Raw genomic sequence first — 20,322 nt, 5'->3', positions numbered from 1 at the left:
CTAGCGCCGGCGGGTCACAGGTCCGGCACGTCCCGGCTGAACCGATCCAGCTCCAGTGGTCGCCACCGCGGAACGCGTGCTGCGAAACAGTTTCGTCGCCCCGGCAGTCGACTGTGGACGGCGGACCCCTTGTCGCGCCTGGGGTCCCGACCTAGGTTCGGTGGTGTGGCGAGCACAGCGAGCACCGAGGCCCCGACCGCCCCCCACCCCGCCTGGCTGCCCGCGTCGGCGTTCCGGCCGCTCGGGTCGCGCCGGGTCCGGGTGGTCGGTGACGGGCCGCCGGTCGGCACCGTGCGCGCCGAGGTGGAGGCGGCGGTCGCCGCGCACGGCGGCGCGCTCGTCACCGACGGCCCCGCGGACCTCGACCTGCTCGCCGCCGACGGCGACGGCGAGGCGTTCACCCTCGAACGGGCCGGCGGCGCGGTCACCGTGCGCGCGGAGGGCGGCCCCGGCCTGCTGCACGGCCTGCACCACGTGGTGCGCCTGGGCGAGGCCGCGTTCACCGGCGACCCGGTGGTGGAGCGCCACGCGCCGCGCCGGGCGATCCGGATGCTCGACCACTGGGACAACATCGACGTCCACCCCGTGATGGGGCAGGTCGAACGCGGCTACGCGGGCGGCTCGATCTTCTACGCCGACGGCGCGGTGCGCGCCGACCTGGGCCGCGCCGCCGCCTACGCCCGCCTGCTCGGCTCGATCGGCGTCAACCGGGTCGGCCTGAACAACGTCAACGTGCACCGCACCGAGGCGCGGCTGCTGACCGACCTGCTGCCGGACGTGGCGCGGCTCGCGGACGTGTTCCGCCCGCACGGCATCGCCGTGCACCTGTCGGTGAGCTTCGCCGCCCCGATCACGCTGGGCGGGCTGCCCACCGCCGACCCGCTCGACCCGGCCGTGCGGGAGTGGTGGGAGCGCACGACCGCGGCCGTCTACGCGGCCGTCCCGGACTTCGGCGGGTACGTCGTCAAGGCCGACTCGGAGGGCCAACCCGGACCGTTCGCCTACGGCCGCGACCACGCCGACGGGGCGAACCTGCTGGCCCGCGCGCTCAAGCCGCACGGCGGCACGGTGTTCTGGCGCGCGTTCGTCTACGACCACCGGCAGGACTGGCGCGACCGCACCACCGACCGCGCCCGCGCCGCGCACGACCACTTCGCCCCGCTCGACGGCGCGTTCGACGGGAACGTGGTGCTCCAGGTCAAGTACGGGCCGATGGACTTCCAGACCCGCGAACCCGTCTCGCCGGTGCTCGCCGCGATGCCCCGCACCCGGCTGGCCGCCGAGTTCCAGGTCACCCAGGAGTACACCGGGCAGCAGCGGCACGTGTGCCACCTCGTGCCGCAGTGGTCCGAGATCCTCGGCTTCGGCCTGCGCGGCGGCGAACCGGTCGCCGACCTGGTCGACGGCCTCGTCGCCGTCTCCAACGTCGGCGACGACGAGTTCTGGACCCGCCACCCGCTCGCGCAGGCCAACCTGTTCGGCTTCGGCCGGCTCGCCTGGGACGACCGCCTCGACCCGGCGGCCGTGCTGGACGAGTGGATCGGCCTCACCTTCGAGGACCCGGCCGCGCGCGGACCGCTGCACGAGGTGATGGACGGCTCGTGGCACACCTACGAGCGCTACACCGCGCCGCTCGGCGTCGGGTTCATGGTCACCCCCGGCAGCCACTACGGCCCGTCCGTCGACGGCTACGAGTACACGCCGTGGGGCACCTACCACTTCGCCGACCGCGACGGCGTCGGCGTCGACCGCACCCGCGCCACCGGCACCGGGTTCACCGGCCAGTACCCGGCGCCGTGGCGCGAGGTGTACGAGTCGGTCGACACCTGCCCGGACGAGCTGCTGCTGTTCTTCCACCACGTGCCCTACGACCACGTGCTCACGTCGGGCACGACCGTGGTCCAGCACGTCTACGACACCCACTTCGCGGGCGTCGAGGAGGTGGACCGGATGCGCGCGGTGTGGGCGTCCCTGGCCGGGCACGTGCCCGCCGCGCTGCACGACCGCGTCACCGCGCTGCTGGAGGAGCAGGCCCGGTGCGCCGTCGAGTGGCGCGACCAGGTGAACACCTACTTCTTCCGCAAGTCCGGCGTCCCCGACGCCCGGGGCCGCCGGATCTTCTGACGGGCCTCACGCCCGGTGGCGCGGTGCCGGCCAGGCGGGGTAGGTGGAGGAGCGCCGCGCCCACGACGCCTCGACCGCCCCCGCGGTGCCGCCCGCCTCGTCGACGTGGGGACCCACGAGCCGCACCGCCCAGGCGACCCGCCGCCCGTCGCCGTCGAACCACTCCTCGCGCGTGAACCCGCCGTCCAGCACGGCCAGCAGGTCGTCCTCCAGGTGCGTCCACCCGCGCGCCGGGTCGTGGACCACCCACGCCTCGTCCCGGAACACGTCGAGCACCCGGCCGTCACCCGCGTCCACCACGACGTCGCCGTCGTCCGAGACGACCACGACGACGTCGGGGAGCCCGTCGTCGGGGTGGGTGAGGACCCATCGCGAGCCGCCCCCCTCCACATCGCCGCCGCGCGCGCGGACCGCGTCGCGCAGGCGGAGCAGCGGGATCGGGAAGCCGGAACCGTCGTGGAACGGGGCGGGCCGGAGAGGACGATCCTTCGTCACGCCTCAGCTCCCGTCGCACGGGTTCGTCGCAGGACCACCGTACTGCCACGCCGCGGACGCGCTCGGTGCCCCGTTCAGGGCGGCGCTCCCGCGCGCGGCGAGCCGGTAGGTCCCCGGCGCGCACGGGACGAAGACCTGGCGCGTCGCCGTTTTGCCCGTGGCGAGCACGCCGATCGCGGGCCCGTACTCACCCGGTAGGGCGGAATTGTCGGCGACCGGTGCCCACACCGATTCCCGCTGCTGTTCCAGTCGGACCTCCAAGCGCGCGTCGGCCACGTCCCACCGTGCACCGGATGGTGGCCTTGCCGCCCATGTCACCCGGCGTGCCGCGGGAGGCGTGCACGGCGTGCGCGTCGACCGCCGCACCCGCCGACACCACCGGCGAAGGTGATGTTGCCGGCGCAGCCCACGATCAAGATCATCGCCAATGGAATCGCAGATGAACGCCGGGTCGCGTACCGCACAACTATATCGTGTGCGGTACGCGAGTAGGCCCTCAATCGCTCGAAGGAGTTGTCGGATGACCTCTTCGAGTGATTGTCCGGTAAGAATTCAGTGCTGTGTGGAATTGCATTCCGCCACAGCCGCCGATATGCGGAACGGGGCGCCCCGATCGGCCTGCGGGCCGTGGAGCGCCGCCGAGGCGCACCGGCTACCAGTACTGGTGCTGCTTCCCGTCGGTGTCGGCGACGAAGACCACCGCGTCGGCCCCGTCGAGGTCCGCCGGGGTGAGCGGGACGTGGCCGCGCACGACCGGTCCGCCCGGTCCGACCGCCGGCGGGAGCGCGGCGCGCAGGGCCCGCGCCGGGAACAGCGCGCGACGGGTGGTCGCCCCGGCCAGCGCGCCCTGGAGGGTGCCCGGCTCGCCGGTCGGGGCACCGTCGGTGGCCACGAACGCGTAGCGCTCGCCGAGGGCGTCCGCGACCAACGTGCCGGCGTTCGTCCAGCTCACGTCCTCGCCGATGGTCAGGTGGGGACGTGAGCGCTGGAGGTGCGTGTTGTGCGCGAACACCAGGGCGGGCCCGCGCGACCGCTCCCGCTCGACGATCGCGAGCAGGTTCCCGGCCATCATCGCGGCCCGCGCACCGAGCAGGGCCGCGACGCGGTCGGGCGCGGTGGAGGCCATGGCCGCGTGGTAGCGCAGGAGCCCCGCGGCGGTGCGCGCGTGCGCGGCGGCGAGGTCGTAGCCGGCCGGGTCGGCGGGGCGCAGGTCGGGCGCCGCGCCGCGCAGCGCGCCGGCGAGGTCGTCGGCGACGACGCGCAGGGCGCGGGCCCGGTCGGAGTCGCCGACGGACGCCGCCGGGTCGTACATGGCCGCCGGGTTCGTCCAGTCCGCGTCGTCGCCGAGCAGCGCGTCGAGGTCGCGGACCGACGCCGGCCGCAGCGCCGCGGGCAGGTGGTCGACGACCGCGCGCAGCGCGCGCCCCGGGCTCGGCGCGGCCGAGTACTCCGTCGGCGCGTCGAAGCCGCGGAAGCGGACCCGCTCCTCCGGCGCGCGGCCGGCGTTGTACCCGCGCAGCCACTCGACGAGCTCGCGGTTGCCCGGCACGCCGCCGAACCCGTGGCTGAACCCGGTCGCGAGCACCGCGTCCAGGTCGCCCCCGGCCCCGGCCGCGTAGTCGTCCACGAGCGAGGCGGCGAAGAAGTCGGTCTCCAGCACGATCGACCGGTAGCCCCGCTCGACCAGGTGGACGAGCAGGTCGTTGCGCAGCAGCGGGAACGCCTCGACCCCGTGCGCCGGTTCGCCGAGGGCGAGCAGGACCGGCGGCTCGGCCCGCGCGGCGAGCAGCTCGTCGAAGGCGCGGCCCAGGTCGGCCGGGTCGTCGAGCCGGCGGCTGATCCCGAGCAGTTGTGCGGCAGTGGACACGAACACCCCTTCCAGGAGGAACTGCCCTCGACGCTATCGTTGAAGGATCGGGTGAAACTCCTCTGCCGAAAGCCCTGGTCGCCCGGGGTCAACCTTCAACCGGAGGTGCGCGCTGCGTCCCGTCGACCTCGCCCGGGAGCACGGGTTGTCCGCGCAGGCGGTCCGCAACTACGAGGACGCCGGCGCCCTCCCGCCGGCCGAGCGCGGCGAGACCGGGTACCGGCGCTACACGCCCCTGCACGCGCAGGCCCTGCGCACCTTCCTCGCGCTGCGCGGCGGCCACGGGCACCAGCGGGCCACCGAGATCATGCGCGCCACCAACCGCGGCGACACCGAGTCCGCCTACCGGCTCGTCGACGCCGCGCACGTCGCCCTGGTCGCCGAACGCGACACCCGCGCCGAGGTCGCGGCGGCCCTCGGCGCCCTGTCCACCGCGCCGCCCGTCGCCGTCCCCGGCCGGCCGCTGACCGTGGGTGAACTGGCGCACCGGCTCGGCGTGCACCCCGCGACGCTGCGCACCTGGGAGGCCGAGGGCGTCCTGCGCCCCGGGCGCGACCCGGTGACGGGGTACCGCCACTACGGGCCCGACTGCGTGCGCGACGCCGAGGTCGCGCGGCAGCTCCGCCGGGGCGGGTACCCGCTGCGCCGCGTCGCGCGGTTCGTCGGCTCGCTGCGCGAGGCGGGCGGGGAGGACGCGCTGGGCGCCTTCCTCGACTCCTGGCGGGAGCGGCTGGCCGGGCGCGCCCGCGCCCTCCTCGCGGGCGCGGCCCAGCTCGACGCCTACCTCACCCTGCTCGACCGCACCCGGTGACCGCCGACGACCACGCCCGGTAGCCGGCCACACGCGGTCGCCGGCTACCGGGCGATCCGCACCACCAGCGAGGCGGTCGGCGGGAGCACCAGCTCGTCACCGGCCGCCAGCTCGCGCCCGGTCAGCAGGTCGGTCCCGGTGAACGGCGACGCGACCACCCGTTCCGGTCCGTGGTTCAGCACGAACGCGTACCGGGTGCCGTTGGGCGCGACCCGCTCCACCACCTCCAGGTCCGGCACGTCGGCCAGCGGCCCGGCCAGGCCGTGCTCCTCCAGCACCGCGTCCACCACCGCACGCACCCCTTCGTCGTCCAACAGCGTCGCCACGTACCAGGCGCCGCCCGCCCCGCGCCGCGCCCTGGTCACCGCCGGCGTGCCCGCGTAGAAGTCGGCCCCGTAGGTGCCCAGCACCTCGGCGTCCCCCGGCACCACCACCTCGAACACGTGCCGCGCCGCGTACGAGGAGCCGAACAGCGCCACCGGGTTGACCACGTCCGGCCGCTGCGCGTCGGTCTCCTCCACGCGCAGGCCGAGCAGCGCGGCGAACGGGCCGGGCACGTCGGCGAGGAACGCGTTGTCGTCCTCGTCCACCCGGCCGGACAGGGCCGTGGTCAGGAACGTGCCGCCCCGGACCACCAGCTCGGCCACCCGGTCCGCCAGGTCGCCCTTCACCAGGTGCAGCAGCGGCGCGACCACCACGTCGTAGCCGCCCAGGTCCGCGGTCACCGGCACCACGTCGACCAGCGCGTTGGCCTGCCACAGCGCCCGGTGGTACGCGGTCAGCACCTCGACGTAGCGCACCGCGCGGTTGGGGCCGTCGGACATCTCGACCGCCCACCAGCTGTCCCAGTCGACCAGCAGCGCGACCCGCGCGGGCGTCCGCGCGCCGAGGACCGCGTCACCGACCAGGTCGAACTCGCGGCCCAGCTCGGCGACCTCGCGGAACAGCCGCGTGTCGGTGCGGCCCGCGTGGTCGAGCACCGCGCCGTGGTACTTCTCGCACGCCCCGCGCGACTGCCGCAGCTGGAAGTACAGCACCGCGTCCGCGCCGTGCGCGACCGACTGCCACGACCACAGCCGCAGCACGCCGGGCCGCTTGACCGGGTTCACGTCCCGCGACGCGGTGACCGACGGGGTCTGCTCCATCACCCAGAACGGGTCGCCGCCGCGCAGCCCGCGCACCAACCCGTGCGCCAGTGCCATCCGTGCGGCCGTGCGGGAGGGCGAGGGGTCCTCGGGCGGGTAGTTGTCCCAGGACGCGAAGTCCAGGTGCGGCGCCCACCGGTGGTAGTCGACCGGCTGGTAGAGGCCCATGAAGTTGGTGGTCACCGGCGTGCGCGGCACGTGCTCGCGGATCGCGGCCTTCTCCGCGACGAACCCGCCCAGCAGCGCGTCGGACATGAACCGCCGGTAGTCCAGCGTGATGCCCTGGAACGCGGTGTGGTCCGGCCCGCGCCAGTGCTCCGACAGCGCGGTCGGCGGCTGGACCTGCGCCCAGTCGGTGAACGTGTGCGACCAGAACGTCGTGTTCCACGCGTGGTTCAGCCGGTCCAGGTCGCCGTAGCGCTCCCGCAGCCACTCGCGGAACGCCGCGCCGCACAGCGGGCAGTAGCACGCACCGCCGTACTCGTTGCCCACGTGCCAGGCCACGACGGCGGGGTTCTCGCCGTACCGCTCGGCCAGCCGCGACGCCATCGCCACGGCCGACCGCCGGAACGCGGGGGAGGAGGGGCACGCGTTGTGCCGCTGCCCGTAGACGTGCCGCCGCCCCTCGAAGTCGACCCGGCACGCCTCCGGGTGCTCGTGCGCCAGCCACGGCGGCATCGCGCCGCTCGGCGTGGCCAGCACGACCCGCTTGCCCTCCGCGGTCGCGCGCCCCACGATCGCGTCCAGCGCGGTGAAGTCGTAGCGGTCCTCGGCGGGCTGGAGGTGCGCCCACGCGAACACGCCGACCGTGACGGTGTCGATGCCCGCCAGGGCGAACGCCTCGTAGTCGCGGTCCCACACCTCGCGGGGCCACTGCTCGGGGTTGTAGTCGCCGCCGTAGCCGATCTTCGCCGGTCGCCCGTCGTTCACCCGGTGAACCTCTCGGTCGCGTCGCGCAGCACCGGTTCGGCGTTGCGCAGCAGGGCCAGGGAGAAGGGCGAGGCGAGCAGCACCAGCACCCAGTCGGAGGCGAGCACCACGACCCCGCCCGCCGCGATCAGCAGGGACAGCGAGCCGAGCGCGGCGAGCGGTCGCGCGCCCAGGTAGTAGGAGGCGAGCCGCGCGGTGTCGCGGGCGCGCAGCGACAGCGCCGAGGACAGCACCAGCGCGTTCGACGACCACACCAGCACGCCGACCGCGACCACCAGCAGCACCGCGCCGTACCAGGCGGGCACGCCCGCGGCGCCCAGGTTGGCCAGCGTGGAGCCGATGACGGCCAGCACCACCAGCGCGGGCAGCCACCAGCGCAGCACGTCCAGCCAGTTCAGCCGGTAGCCGCGCCGGAAGTGCCGGGCGGGGGACAGGTCGCGGTCGGTGAGGAACACCCGCCACGCGAACAGCGCCGCCGACAGTGCCGGGGCGACCGGCGCGAAGCACAGCGCGATCAGCGGCGCGTTGCCCGCGTCCCCGGCCAGGAGCAGGACGAGCACCAGCCCGGGACCGGTGGTCAGCACCAGCAGGACCTCGACGACCAGGAACCAGTACACGACGGCCGCGGCCCGGGACAGGACGCCGGGGCCGATCTCGGCGGCCGGGTCGCGCTCGTCCACGGCGGTCACCTCTCGTGCCCCGCGACGAGGCGGTCGTCGGAGACGCCCAGCATCCGCCGGTCGTCCAGCCCCTCGTGCACCTCCGGCCGCACCGGGACGACCTCCACGAACGTCACCTCGTGCCGGGACAGCGCCAGGTCCAGCTCCACCCGGCCGGCCACCACCGGCGCGGCCCGGTGCTCCGCGGCGGGCCGAGAGCAGTCCCGCAGCACGTCGAGCTGCCGCGCCGACGGCGACCGCGGCCGGCCCAGCTCGCGCCACGCGGCGAACGCGTTGCCGTCGTGCTCGTTCACCCGCTCGCGCCGCACGAACGCGTGCACCCCGGGGACCGGCACCGACAGCCGCACGTCGTGCCGCTCGGGCGCGTCCGGCCCCTCGGTGCCGCCCACCGGCTGCCACGCCAGCACGGTCACCCGGCCGTCGTCGTCGCGGCACACGAGGTGGTCCTCGCCGCGCGCCAGGACGTGCGTCCCCATCCGCGCCGCGAACGCGTACAGGTGGTACGTCGGCTTGCGCACCTGCCGGTGCGTGAGCAGCCCGAACCCGCCGTGGAACAGCGAGGTCGGGACGTCGTCCTCCTCGAACACGTCGCAGAACGTCCAGTACGAGAACGAGTCGACCAGGTCGCCGCCGCCCGCCAGCACCGGCGCGAGGTAGGCGGCGTTGTAGGCGGTGTCGTGGATCGGGTTGTCCGGCCGGTAGGAGGTGTTGAACTCGGTGATGTGCACCGGCAGCCCGGCCAGCGCGGTGCCCGCCAGGTGCCGGCGCGGCGCGTCGAACTGGTCGAGCAGCGCCCCCGGCGCGGTCAGGGTCTGGTAGGTGCCGAACGGCACGTGCTGCGCCGGGCCGGAGGTGTAGGCGTGCCGGGACACGAAGTCGACCGGCACGTCCCGGCGGGTGACGAAGTCGGCGAACGGCGCCCACCACTCGTCCGAGCCGGGCGAGATCGCCGGACCGCCGACCTGGAGGCCGGCGTCGACGTCCTTCACGACCCGCGCGGTCGTCTCGTACAGCCGGAAGTACGCCTCCTGGTCGGCGTCCTTCCAGAAGTTCACCAGGTTCGGCTCGTTCCACACCTCGATGGGCCAGGTGCGGACCTCGTCCAGGCCGTACCGGTCCACCAGGTGCGCCACCAGGGCCCGCACGAGCGCCGCCCACTCGTCGTGCGAGCGCGGCGGGGTGATGTTGCCCTTCCACCAGAACACGGTGTCGTCGCCGGAGGCGAGCGCGGTGGGCATGAACCCCAGCTCGACGAACGGCTTGACGCCCAGCTCCAGGTACCGGTCGAACACCTGGTCCACGTAGGTGGACGAGTACCGGACCCGGCCGCCCGACACCCGGTGCACGCCCATGTCGTCCGACAGCAGGCCGTGGCCCCGGATGTACCGGAAGCCGATCTCGCGCCGCACCAGCGCCAGCGACTCCTGGTAGTCGGCGCGCAGCGCGAGGTTGAGCCGCCCGGTGCCCACGCAGTGGTTCCAGGAAGCGGGCAGGCGGCCCAGCGGCTCCGCCCCGATGACGTGGGTGTGGCTCACGGGAATCCTCCGGGAAGGTGGTCGGGTCCGGCCGCCCCAACCGCGGCCGGACCCGACCGGCTCAGCCGTTCTTCTGCTTGAAGCGCTGGTGGGCGCTGTTCACCAGTTCCAGGTACTGCGTCGCGCCCTTGGCCTCGGCCTCCTTGGCGTAGGCGTCCCACGTCGAGATGTCGCGGCTGCCGAGGATGAACTGGAGCGTGCCCTGGGTGGCGAAGTCCTTCAGCGGCGTCTCCCACAGGGTGGCCTGCTCGCGCTCGTCCGCGGTGAACGGGTACGGCGGGTTCGGCGGGATGACCTTCTTGGTCTTCATCGCCTCCTGGAAGGAGATCTCCTCCGCGGTGAACATCGACTGGAGCAGCTCGGTGGTGCCGCCGTAGGCGAACACGCCGCCCTGGAAGCCGAAGTTCTTCTGGAGGTGCTGCGGCGCGCCGGTGTTCAGGCCGCCGAACGCGATGTCGGGCTTGAGGGACCGCTTGCCCGACGCGTCCTTGTCGTAGGTCGTGCCCCGCACGCCCCACTTGGCGAACTCCTGGCCCTCGTCGGAGTACCAGAGCCAGTCGATGAACTGCATGGTCGCCACGAACTTGTCGCTCTCCACCGCCTTGGCCGAGATCATCAGGCCGTTCTCCAGGCGGGAGCCGGTGATGACGTCGCCCTTCGGGCCGCTCGGCACGGTGATCTTGGCGATGGTCGCGCCCGGGACGTTCTTCAGCGCGGGCCGGTAGTCGTTGACCAGGTTCTGCGCGTTGGTGCTGATCGCGTAGGACTTGCCGTTGGCGAGCTTCTGGATCGCGGGCTCGTCCTTCTGCGTGAAGCTCTCCGGGTCCATCAGGCCCTCGGCGACGAGCGTGCGGAAGAACTCCACCAGCGCCTTCTGCTCGGGCGAGGTGCCGGTGAAGACGAACTTGCCGTCGTCGGCGTTCCACTGGGCGTTGTTGTAGCCCCAGCCGGCGCTGGTGCCGAAGGTCTGCGCGGCGTAGTTGAGGATCGCCTTGCCCTCGAACCGGTCGGACAGCGGGTAGCCGTCCGGGTGCGCGGCCTTGAGCGCCTTGAGGACGGTGTGGACCTCGTCCCACGTCGTCGGCGCCTCCAGGCCGAGGCGTTCGAGCTCGTCGGTGCGGAACGCGAGCGTGTAGTCCGGCCACACCTCCTCGTGCACGCCGGGCAGCAGGTAGAACTTGCCGTCGTCCTGCCGGAGGGCGTTGACGTCGGGCTGGAGCTTCCACTTCTCGATCTTGGCCTTGAAGTTCGGCATCAGGTCGAGGTAGTCGCTCACCGGCAGGATCGCGCCCGAGGCGACGTACGCCTGCTCCTGGCCCGGATAGGTCTTGGCGATGATCGTGGGCGCGTCACCGGCGCCGACCACGAGGCTGCGCTTCTGCTCGTAGTCGCTCATCGGCACGACCGTCGGCTTGACGGTGACGTTCGTGCGGGAGGTGATCTCCTTCCACAGCAACCAGTCGTCCTTGATGGCGTAGTTGGGGTGGTCGCTGTAGAGGACGCCGAGCTCCAGCGGCTCGGTGGCCTTGAACGCCTTCCCCTCCGCGAAGTCGGCCATCGCGCCGACGCGCTTGCCGTCGAGGTTCACGGCGCCGCTCGGGGTGTCCTCCTCGCTGCACGCCACCGTGCCCAGCAGGAGGCTGCCTGCCGTCAGCGTCAGGAGCGTGCGCTTCCACATCGTTCGCATCGGTGCTCTCCTAGGAGCGGTTCGGGGGATCACGCGGTCCGGGGGTCACGCTGTTCGGGGGGTCACTGCTTCACGGCGCCGAGCATCACGCCCGACACGAAGTACTTCTGGATGAACGGGTAGACGGCGATGATGGGCAGCACGGTGAGCACCATCGTCACGGCCTTGATGTTGGAGTTGATCTGCGTCAGGTCGCTCGACGCGCCGCCCACCGAGGTGGCCGTGGACGCGCCCGAGATCATGTTGCGCAGGTAGACGGTCACCGGGAACAGGTCGGACCGGTCGAAGTAGAGGAACGCGGAGAACCACGAGTTCCAGTTGGCCACCGCGTAGAACAGGATCATCGTCGCCACCACCGCCTTGGACAGCGGCAGCACGACGCGCAGCAGGACGCCGTAGGTGCTCAGGCCGTCGATCGCGGCGGCCTCCTCCAGCTCCTTGGGCAGGCTCTCGAAGAACGCCTTCATCACCAGCAGGTTGAACACGCTGATCGCGTTGGGCAGCACGATCGCCCAGATCGTGTTCTTCATGCCCAGCTCGGAGATGAGCACGTAGTTCGGGATCAGGCCGCCGTTGAAGAACATGGTGAACACGGCGATGCCGATGAGCAGCCCGCGGCCCTTGAGGTGGTGCTTGGACAGCACGTAGGCGTAGGTGGTGGTCAGCACCAGCGAGATCGCCGTGGCGGTGACCGTGTAGAGCACGGTGTTGGCGTAGCTGTTCCAGAACGCCGAGTCCGCCATGACCACCTCGTAGGTGTCCAGGTTGAACCCGCGCGGCAGCAGGTTCACCCGGCCCGCCAGGATGTGCTGCTCGTCGCTGAACGACTGGGCGACGACGTTGGCGAACGGGTACAGCGTCACGGCGACCACGACCAGCAGGACCACCGCGTTGACCCGGCGGAACACCCGGTAGCCGGGGCTGTCGTCCAGCGCGGTGCGCGGGGGCGCGGCCGGCGCGGCCATCTTCTCGGCCAGCCGCGTCGGGTCGGTGGTCACCACAGGCTCGTCCCCACTGTGCGGCGCGAGATCGCGTTGGCGGACAGGATCAGCGTGAGGCCGATGACCGACTCGAACAGGCCGATGGCGGCGGCGTAGCTGAAGTTGTTCGACACCATGCCGACCCGGTACAGGTAGGTCGAGATCACGTCGCCGGTCGGGTAGGTCAGCGGGTTGTAGATGAGCAGGACCTTCTCGAAGCCCACCGCCATGAACGTGCCGATGTTGAGGATCAGCAGGGTGATCATCGTTGGCCGGATGCCCGGCAGGGTGATGTGCCAGGTCTGCTTCCACCGGCCCGCGCCGTCGATGCGGGCGGCCTCGTAGAGCTGGTTGTCGATGGTGGTCAGGGCGGCGAGGTAGAGGATCGTGCCCCAGCCGACGGTCTGCCACACCTCGGAGGAGACGTAGATGGTGCGGAACCAGTCGGGGTCCTGGGCGAACGCGATCGGGCTGCCGCCGAACGCCTTGACCACCTGGTTGACGGTGCCCTCCACGGACACCAGCTGGAGCAGCATCCCGGCCACGATCACGATGGACAGGAAGTGCGGCAGGTACGAGACGGTCTGCACGAACCGCTTGAAGTAGCGGGTGCGCACCTCGTTGAGCAGCAGGGCCAGCACGATCGGCAGCGGGAAGCAGAACAGCAGCGTCAGCGCGCCGAGGACCAGCGTGTTGCCGAACACCTGCCAGAACGTGGGGTCGTCGAGGAACATCTTCACGTACCGCAGGCCGACCCACGACTCGCCGAACAGGCTGCCGCCGGGGACGAACCGGCGGAACGCGATGACGTTGCCGACCATCGGCAGGTACCGGAAGACCAGGAAGAACAGCAGCGGCACCAGGGCCAGGGAGTAGAGCTGCCAGTCGCGGGTGATCGCCCTGCGCCAGGTCCGGCGGTTGGCGACCCGTTTCCCGGCCGGCGGCGGGGGCGGCGGCGCGGGCGCGCTCGCCGCGGGTTCGCGCGTCTCGACGCTCACGGCGCGACCACCTCCGCGGTCGTCAGCCAGTCGCGGGTGTGGTCGACCACGCGCAGCGGCCCGACCAGCTCCAGCGCGACCTCGGCGTGCACGTCGGCGCTGGACCGGGACACGCGCAGCACCACCGCGCCGGGTTCCACCACGCGCCGCCCGTCCACGCCGGTGAACGAGGTGGCGTCGGCGGGCACCCGGAACCGCACGCGGGCCGTGCCACCGGGTCCCAGCGGCACCCGGGCGTAGCCGATCAGCCGCACGACGGGCCGCACGACCTGGGCGACGGGGTCGTGCAGGTACAGCTGCACGACGTCCGCGCCCGCCCGGTCGCCGGGGTTGCGCACGTCCAGCTCGACCTCGACCGCGCCGTCGGTGGGCCACGTCGTGCCCGCCACGCGGGGCCGCGACCAGGTGAACTCGTCGTAGCCCAGGCCGTGGCCGAACGGGAACGCCGGCGTCGGGTCCACAGTGGACACGTCACTCCGGCGGGCCAGCGGCGCGGCCAGGTAGGTGCCGGGCTGGCCGGACGGGTCGGCGGGGACGCTCACCGGCAGCCGGCCCGAGGGCGACACCGCGCCGGTGAGCACGTCGGCGATCGCCCGGCCGCCGAGCTGGCCGGGGAAGAAGGTCTGCACGGTCGCCGCCGCGCCGTCGGCCAGCTCGCCGATCGCGTAGGGGCGGCCGGTGAGGAGCAGCAGCACGACCGGCGTGCCGGTGGCGAGGACGGCCCGCACCAGGTCCGCCTGCACGCCGGGCAGCTCCAGGGTGGTCGCGTCGCAGCCCTCGCCGGACGTGCCGCGGCCGAACAGGCCCGCCAGGTCGCCCACCGCCACCACGCACGCGTCCGCGCCCGCCGCGACGGCCACCGCCTCGTCGAAGCCGGACCGGTCGTCGCCGCGCACGTCGCAGCCGCGGGCGTGCCGCACGTCCGCGCCGGCCCCGCGCAGCGCGTCCAGCACGGTCGGGATCTCCAGGCCGAGCCCGGCGTCCGGGTGGTGCACGCCGATGTGCGCGGGGAACGAGTAGCAGCCGAGCATCGCCATCGGGTCGTCGGCCAGCGGGCCGACCACGGCCAGCCGCAGGTCGGGCCGCAGGGGCAGGACGCCGTCGTTGGTCAGCAGCACGACGGACTCCCGCGCCAGCCGCAGCGCCGCGTCCCGCGCCTCGGCGGTGTCGAAGCGCAGCGCGTCGTGGTCGGCGGGCCACGGCGACCAGTCCGGGTCGAGCAGCCCCAGTTCCACCTTCTGCCGCAGCACGCGCCGCAGCGCCCGGTCCACCAGCGCCTCGTCCACGTCGCCGCGCTCGACCGCGGCCAGCAGCGGGTCGCCGTAGCAGCGCGCGGTGGGCAGCTCCACGTCGATGCCCGCGGCCAGCGCCAGCCCGGCGGCGTGCCCCTCGTCGGCCGCGACCCCGTGCAGCGACTGGAGGAACTTCACCGCGAAGTAGTCGGCGACCACCGTGCCGTCGAAGCCCCAGGTGTCCCGCAGCAGGCCGGTGAGCAGCGCGCGGTCCGCGGCCGAGGGCACGCCGTCCACGTCGCTGTAGGAGTTCATGACCGAGCGGACCCGGCCGTCGCGCACGGCCATCTCGAACGGCGGCAGCACGACGTCGGCGAACTCGCGCGACCCGATCGACACCGGGGCGAGGTTGCGGCCCGCGCGGGACGCCGAGTAGCCCGCGAAGTGCTTGAGCGTGGCGACGACCCCGGCCTGCTCCAGGCCCCGCACGTACGCGGTGGCGATCGTGCCGACCAGGTGCGGGTCCTCGCCGATGGTCTCCTCGGTGCGGCCCCAGCGGTAGTCGCGGGTGACGTCGAGGACCGGCGCGAGCCCCTGGTGCACGCCCGCGGCGCGCATGGAGGCGCCGATCAGGCCGGACACCTCGGCGACCAGGTCGGGGTCGAAGCTCGCGCCCCAGGACAGCGGCGCCGGGAACGCGGTGGCGCGGAAGGCGGCGAACCCGGTCAGGCACTCCTCGTGGACCAGGGCCGGGATGCCGAAGCGGTTGGCCGCCACCACCTGCTCCTGGGACACGGCCAGCGAGCGCGCCCCGGCCGCCGGTTCCACCGGGCGGGTGCCGAACGGGCGGGTGAGCTGACCGAGCCCGTGGGCGATGACCTCGGTCCACTCGACGGGGTCGCCGGTCATGTCGTGCTGGTGCGGCGCGACCTCGCCGCCCTCGGGGTCGGCGCCCACCCACACGCCGACGAGCTGCGCGAGCTTCTCGCGGAGCGTCATCTCGCGGACCAGCGCCTCCACCCGGTCAGCGACCGGCAGGCTCGCGTCCCGCCACGCGGGGACCACCCTCGCGACGGGCGGCGCCGCGGCGTCCGTCGTCCTGTTCGTCATCGACCAGGTACCTCCGCCTCACGTCTTCGTGAATGGTCGAAACTATCGACTGTTAAGCCGATAATCGGTCCGGTGGGAGGGACCGTAGGTGCAGAATTCCGGCACGTCAACAAGTTCATGTAGGTGAACAGATGCTGGTCGATAAGCCTCGCAACCCTTAGGCTCAGCGCCGAAACTTTAGGCCAGCGCGCGCCGCCGTCTGCGCGACCTCGTGGACAGGGGCCAGCATGAGTGCGTCAACCGAGCCGGGTGCGAACGGTGCCGCGGACGCCACCGGCAAGCGGGCCGCCGCGTCCATCTCGTCCATCGCCGCCGAGGCCGGCGTCTCCGTGCCGACCGTCTCGAAGGTCCTCAACGGGCGCCCCGACGTCGCCGCCGACACCCGCGCCCGGGTCGAGGGCGTCATCGAACGCCACCGCTACCGCCGGCGGCGCGCCCGCCAGTCGTCCCGGCCCGCCCTGATCGACCTGGTGTTCCACGAGATGAACTCGGCCTGGGCCACCGAGATCATCCGCGGCGTCGAGCAGGCCGCGGCCGTGGAGCGCGCCGCCGTCGTGCTGTCCGAGCTGGGCGGCGCGCACCGGCCGCGCCGCGAGTGGTTCGACGACCTGCTGACCCGCCGCCCGCTGGGCGTGATCCTCGTGCTCGCCGAGCTGGACGCCGAGCAGCGCCACCAGCTCGCCACCCGCACGATCCCGTTCGTCGTGGTCGACACGGCGGGGGAGCAGCCGCCGGGCGTGCCGACCGTCGGCTCGGCCAACTGGGCGGGCGGCCTGGCCGCCACCCGGCACCTGATCGCGTTGGGGCACAAGCGGATCGCGGTCGTCTCCGGCCCCACCACGATGCTGTGCAGCCGCGCCAGGGTCGACGGCTACCGCAGCGCCCTGGAGGCCGCGGACGTGCCGATCGACCCGGAACTGGTGCGGTACGGCGACTTCTACGTGCACGGCGGCTACCACCACGGCCTGGCCCTGCTCGACCGCCCCGACCGGCCGACCGCCATCTTCGCGGGCTCGGACTTCCAGGCGCTCGGCGTCATGCGCGCGGCCCGCGAGCTGGGCCTGTCCATCCCGCGCGACCTGTCGATCGTCGGCTACGACGACCTCTCGGTGACCGAGTGGATCGGGCCGCCGCTGACCACCGTGCGCCAACCGCTGCGCGAGATGGCGACCACCGCCGCCCAGATGGTCTTCACGCTGGCCAGGGGAGACCGCCCGCCGAACGAGCGGATCGACCTGGCCACCGAACTCGTGGTGCGCGAGAGCACCGCCCCGCCCACCCCCGTCTAGGAAGGCGAAGAAGTGACCCCGTTCGACCTGGAGCGGTACGCGCCCGAGGTGCGCGAGCCCGCCGGTTTCGACGCGTTCTGGTCCGCGACCCTGGCCGAGGCCGCCGCGCACGACCCGCTCGTGGACGTCGTGCCCGCCGCGACGGACCTCGCGCTCGTCGACACCTGGGACGTCACCTTCGCCGGGTTCGCCGGCCACCCGATCCGCGCCTGGTACACCCGACCCGCCGGCACCGCCGGGCGCCCGCTGCCCGCCGTCGTGGAGTACCTGGGCTACGGCCGGGGCCGGGGGCTGCCGCACGAGCGGCTGCTGTGGCCGTGCGCCGGGTACGCCCACCTGCTCGTGGACACCAGGGGCCAGGGCGGCCAGTACGGCAACGGCGGCGACACGCCCGACCCGGTCGGCTCCGGACCGGCCGCGCCCGGCTTCCTGACCCGGGGCGTCACCGACCCCGCCACCGCCTACCTGCGCCGGCTGCTCACCGACGCGGCGCGCGCCGTGGACGCCGTCGCCGCGCTGCCCGACGTGGACGGCTCGCGCGTCGCGGTGGCCGGCAACAGCCAGGGCGGCGGCCTTGCGCTGGCGGCGGCCGGGCTCAACCCGCGCGCCGTCGCGCTGCTGGCCAGCGCGCCGCTGCTGTGCGACATCCCGCGCAGCATCGCGCTCACCGACAACCACCCGTACGGCGAGATCACCCAGTACCTCTCCGTGCGGCGCGAGGACGTGGACCGGGTGCTGCACTCGCTGGCGCACTTCGACGGCGCGCACTTCGCCCGCCGCACCACCGCGGCGGCCCACTTCGGCGTCGGCCTGCGCGACACCGTCTGCCCACCCGCCGGCGCGTTCGCCGCCTACAACGTCCTGGGCGGCCGGGACAAGACCATCGAGGTCTACCCGTTCAACGGCCACGAGCACGGCGAGGCCCTGCACGCCGCCCGCCAGCTCGCCTGGCTGGCCGAGCGCTTCGGCGACCGCTGACGCCGGACCCGCTGGCACCGGACCCGCTGGCACCGGGTCCGCGCCCGCCCCGTCGATTCCCGCCCCGTCGACGTCCGAGCCGGCCGCGCCCGCTCACCGGGTCACGCGTCACCCGCCAGCTCGGCGAAGCGGACCACGTCGGGGACCGGGCCGCCGGTGTCGACGCGGACCGGCGGCTCCCACGGCGTCCCGGGGAAGGTGCGGCCGTTGCGCCACACCGTGATGCCGCCACCGGTCACCGCGACCAGGTCCGCGTAGCCGTCGCCGTCCAGGTCCGCGAACTGGGGGTCGGCCGCCCCCGCCCGGCCGACGTCCACCGGTTCCCCCCACGGCCACGCCGGGAACCCGCCGTTGTTCGGCCACACGCGCAGGCCGCGGTCGCCGACGGCGATCAGGTCCGCCAGGCCGTCGCCGGTCAGGTCGGCGAAGCGCGCCGTCGTGACGTCCACCCAGCCCGCGCCCAGCCCGATCGGGCTGTCCCAGGGCCAGTCCGGGAACCCGCCGTTGTTGCGCCACGCCCGCAGGACCTGGTCGTCCGCCGTGTCCACGCCGATCAGCTCCGCCCTGCCGTCGCCGTCCAGGTCGGCGAAGTGGATCGCGGCCGGGTCGCCGTCCCACTCCCGGCCCACCTCGGCCGAGACCGGCCACGGCGCGGTCGACGACCGGTGGTCGGTGCGCCACCCGGTGAGCGTGCCGTTCCGGTCGATGCCGACGAGGTCGTCGCGGCCGTCGCCGTCCAGGTCGGCGAACCTGGTCAGCGACGGGTCCAGGTCGGGACCGAGGGCGACGGGCTCACCCCAGGGACGTCCCGGGAAGGCGCCCGTGTTGGGCCACACGCGCAGTCCGCCGACCATGCCCACCAGGTCGGCCCGACCGGTGCGGTCGGCGTCCGCCGACCCGCGGACCGGCCCCGGCCCGGTGCGCACGGACACGGCGACCGCCGTCGCCCCGACGAGGGCCGCGGCCAGCAGCGCGGCGACGAGGCGGCGACGGCCCCGGGGCGGTGCCGTGCTGTGCCGCAGGAAGTCCCGCTCCCGGGCGTTGAGGCGGTCGCCGTTCCCGTCCGCCCACGCCCGCGCGGTGACCAGCCGGGTGCCCCGGTACAGCGCGTCGGTTTCCCGGCCCAGCGATTCCCACGTCCGGGCGGCATCGGTCAGGTGGCGGTGCACGCGCAGGCCCTCGCGGTCGACGGCCACCCACTCCCGCAGCCGGGGCCACAGCTCGGGCAGCGACCGGTGCGCCGGCCGCACGTCGTCGCCGTCCAGCACGACCAGGCGCGCGGCGGCCAGCTCGTCCAGGACCGGCTCGGCGTCGAACTCGTCCCGGCAGACGGCGCCCCCACCGGCCGCGACCAGGCGCAGCAGAACGGCCCGCGCCGCCTCGCACCGCCCCGCCGGCAGGTCCGCCCACCACCGCTCGGCCGCGTCGGACAGCACGCCGGCCAGGCCGCCGCACGCCCGGTAACCCGCGAGCGTCAGCGCGTTGCCCCGGCGTCGCGGCCACGTCCGGGCCATGACCAGGGCCACGAGCGCCAGCGCGCCCGGCTGCCCGGCGACCTCGCCCACGAGCTGAGTCACCAGCGCGCCCTCCACCGTGCACCCCGAACGGGCGGCCGGGTGGACGACGGCGGCGCGCAGCTCCTCGACGGTCGCCGGGCCCACGTCGACGCGCGCCGCCCGCGCCAGCTCCGGGTGCCCCGCCCACCCGCGCCCGGAACTGCCGACCAGCACCGCGCGCGTGCGGTCCTCCGGCGCCCGGACGGCGGCGAGCACCCGGTCGGCGAACCGCGCCTGCTCCGCGGGGGCAAGGGCGGCGAACTCCGCGCCGTCGACCACCAGCACCACGTCGCCCCTGGCGGGCGGGCGCTCCCGGTCCGGCCGCAGGGCGTGCACGGCGACCTCCCGTCCGAGCGCGGCGGGCAGCCCGGCGTGCAGCAGCGACGTCTTCCCGCACCCGGACGGCCCGACCAGCGCCACCAGCCGGTGGCGGTCGAGCGCGGCCACCAGTTCGGCCAGGACCCCGTCCCGGCCGGCGAAGAGGTCCGCGTCCGCGGACCCGAACGGGGCCGGGCCGGGGTAGGGGCACGGGACGTCGTCGGTGCGGTGGGGGGCGGCGGAGACCGGGGGACCGGGCTCGGTCCGCGCGGAGACCTCCCGCCACCGCGCCTCCCAGCCGGCCACGTCGCCGTCGCACGCGCGGACGTAGGCCAGCGTCACCGCCAGGCTGGGCAGGCCCGTGCCGTCCGCCGCCTTCGCCAACGTGGCGGCGGAGAAGTGCGCGCGCCGGGCGAGCACCCGGTAAGGCGGACCACCCGCCCGCGCGCGCACCTGGCGCAGCTCGTGGGCGAACCGCTGGAGCTCGCCGGCGTCCGGGTCGAGCGGACTCTCCGGCCGCGGCATCCGTTCCCCTCGTCACCCCGTTCCCCGACACCGCCGATTGTCCCCACGGGCGAGGAGGTCCG

General features: G+C 74.0%; 14 protein-coding genes. 4 read left to right on the top strand and 10 right to left on the bottom strand.

All coding sequences use genetic code 11. The annotated features are described in order from the left end of the window. The first annotated feature begins 165 nt into the window (after positions 1-165). On the top strand, positions 166-2,124 hold the full coding sequence (locus tag ACRAKJ_RS21710; protein WP_438926518.1) for an alpha-glucuronidase: 1,959 nt from the start codon (positions 166-168) through the stop codon (positions 2,122-2,124). 6 nt (positions 2,125-2,130) lie between these two features. On the opposite strand, the gene ACRAKJ_RS21705 is transcribed toward ACRAKJ_RS21710, so the two are convergent. Beyond that, the gene (locus ACRAKJ_RS21705) at positions 2,131-2,619 is read right to left on the bottom strand and encodes a hypothetical protein (RefSeq protein ID WP_438926519.1); all 489 of its coding nucleotides are present in this window, start codon (positions 2,617-2,619) and stop codon (positions 2,131-2,133) included. A gap of 652 nt (positions 2,620-3,271) precedes the next feature. Then, positions 3,272-4,486, bottom strand: a complete 1,215-nt coding sequence (locus ACRAKJ_RS21700; RefSeq protein ID WP_438926520.1) for an erythromycin esterase family protein — start codon at positions 4,484-4,486, stop codon at positions 3,272-3,274. Between the two features lie 112 nt (positions 4,487-4,598). On the opposite strand from ACRAKJ_RS21700, the gene ACRAKJ_RS21695 reads away from it, so the two are divergent. Next, a complete protein-coding gene (locus tag ACRAKJ_RS21695) occupies positions 4,599-5,297 on the top strand; it encodes a MerR family transcriptional regulator (RefSeq protein ID WP_438926524.1) in 699 nt (232 codons plus the stop codon). A gap of 44 nt (positions 5,298-5,341) precedes the next feature. Here ACRAKJ_RS21695 and ACRAKJ_RS21690 read toward each other — a convergent pair whose 3' ends face one another. The 7 genes from ACRAKJ_RS21690 to ACRAKJ_RS21660 all read right to left on the bottom strand — a co-directional run bounded on the left by ACRAKJ_RS21690 (position 5,342) and on the right by ACRAKJ_RS21660 (position 15,594). Further along, positions 5,342-7,372: a beta-galactosidase gene (locus ACRAKJ_RS21690; protein WP_438926521.1), complete on the bottom strand. Its 2,031-nt coding sequence runs from the start codon at positions 7,370-7,372 to the stop codon at positions 5,342-5,344. Next, on the bottom strand, positions 7,369-8,052 hold the full coding sequence (locus ACRAKJ_RS21685) for a glycosyl transferase (protein ID WP_438926522.1): 684 nt from the start codon (positions 8,050-8,052) through the stop codon (positions 7,369-7,371). Before ACRAKJ_RS21685 ends, ACRAKJ_RS21690 begins: the two co-directional genes overlap by 4 nt. Before the next feature lie 5 nt (positions 8,053-8,057). Next, a complete protein-coding gene (locus ACRAKJ_RS21680; RefSeq protein WP_438926523.1) occupies positions 8,058-9,587 on the bottom strand; it encodes a GH39 family glycosyl hydrolase in 1,530 nt (509 codons plus the stop codon). Between the two features lie 61 nt (positions 9,588-9,648). Continuing rightward, positions 9,649-11,274, bottom strand: a complete 1,626-nt coding sequence (locus ACRAKJ_RS21675) for an ABC transporter substrate-binding protein (protein WP_447008638.1) — start codon at positions 11,272-11,274, stop codon at positions 9,649-9,651. A 62-nt stretch (positions 11,275-11,336) separates the two neighbouring features. Further along, a complete protein-coding gene (locus tag ACRAKJ_RS21670) occupies positions 11,337-12,272 on the bottom strand; it encodes an ABC transporter permease subunit (protein ID WP_438924004.1) in 936 nt (311 codons plus the stop codon). Further along, positions 12,269-13,252, bottom strand: coding sequence for an ABC transporter permease subunit (locus ACRAKJ_RS21665; protein ID WP_438924005.1), 984 nt, complete (start codon positions 13,250-13,252; stop codon positions 12,269-12,271). Before ACRAKJ_RS21665 ends, ACRAKJ_RS21670 begins: the two co-directional genes overlap by 4 nt. Next, positions 13,249-15,594: a beta-xylosidase/alpha-l-arabinosidase gene (locus tag ACRAKJ_RS21660; protein WP_438924006.1), complete on the bottom strand. Its 2,346-nt coding sequence runs from the start codon at positions 15,592-15,594 to the stop codon at positions 13,249-13,251. Before ACRAKJ_RS21660 ends, ACRAKJ_RS21665 begins: the two co-directional genes overlap by 4 nt. Positions 15,595-15,821: 227 nt before the next feature. Between ACRAKJ_RS21660 and ACRAKJ_RS21655 the strand changes: the two genes are divergently transcribed. Further along, on the top strand, positions 15,822-16,883 hold the full coding sequence (locus ACRAKJ_RS21655; protein ID WP_438924007.1) for a LacI family DNA-binding transcriptional regulator: 1,062 nt from the start codon (positions 15,822-15,824) through the stop codon (positions 16,881-16,883). A gap of 12 nt (positions 16,884-16,895) precedes the next feature. Continuing rightward, entirely contained in the window at positions 16,896-17,861 is a 966-nt protein-coding gene (locus ACRAKJ_RS21650; protein WP_438924008.1) for an acetylxylan esterase, read from the top strand. A 101-nt stretch (positions 17,862-17,962) separates the two neighbouring features. On the opposite strand, the gene ACRAKJ_RS21645 is transcribed toward ACRAKJ_RS21650, so the two are convergent. Continuing rightward, a complete protein-coding gene (locus ACRAKJ_RS21645; RefSeq protein ID WP_438924009.1) occupies positions 17,963-20,260 on the bottom strand; it encodes an nSTAND1 domain-containing NTPase in 2,298 nt (765 codons plus the stop codon). Between the last annotated feature and the right edge of the window lie 62 nt (positions 20,261-20,322).

The organism is Saccharothrix sp. DSM 118769 (genome assembly GCF_052936295.1).
Note: the sequence above shows the minus strand (reverse complement) of the source record. Positions and strands in the feature narration are given on the sequence as shown.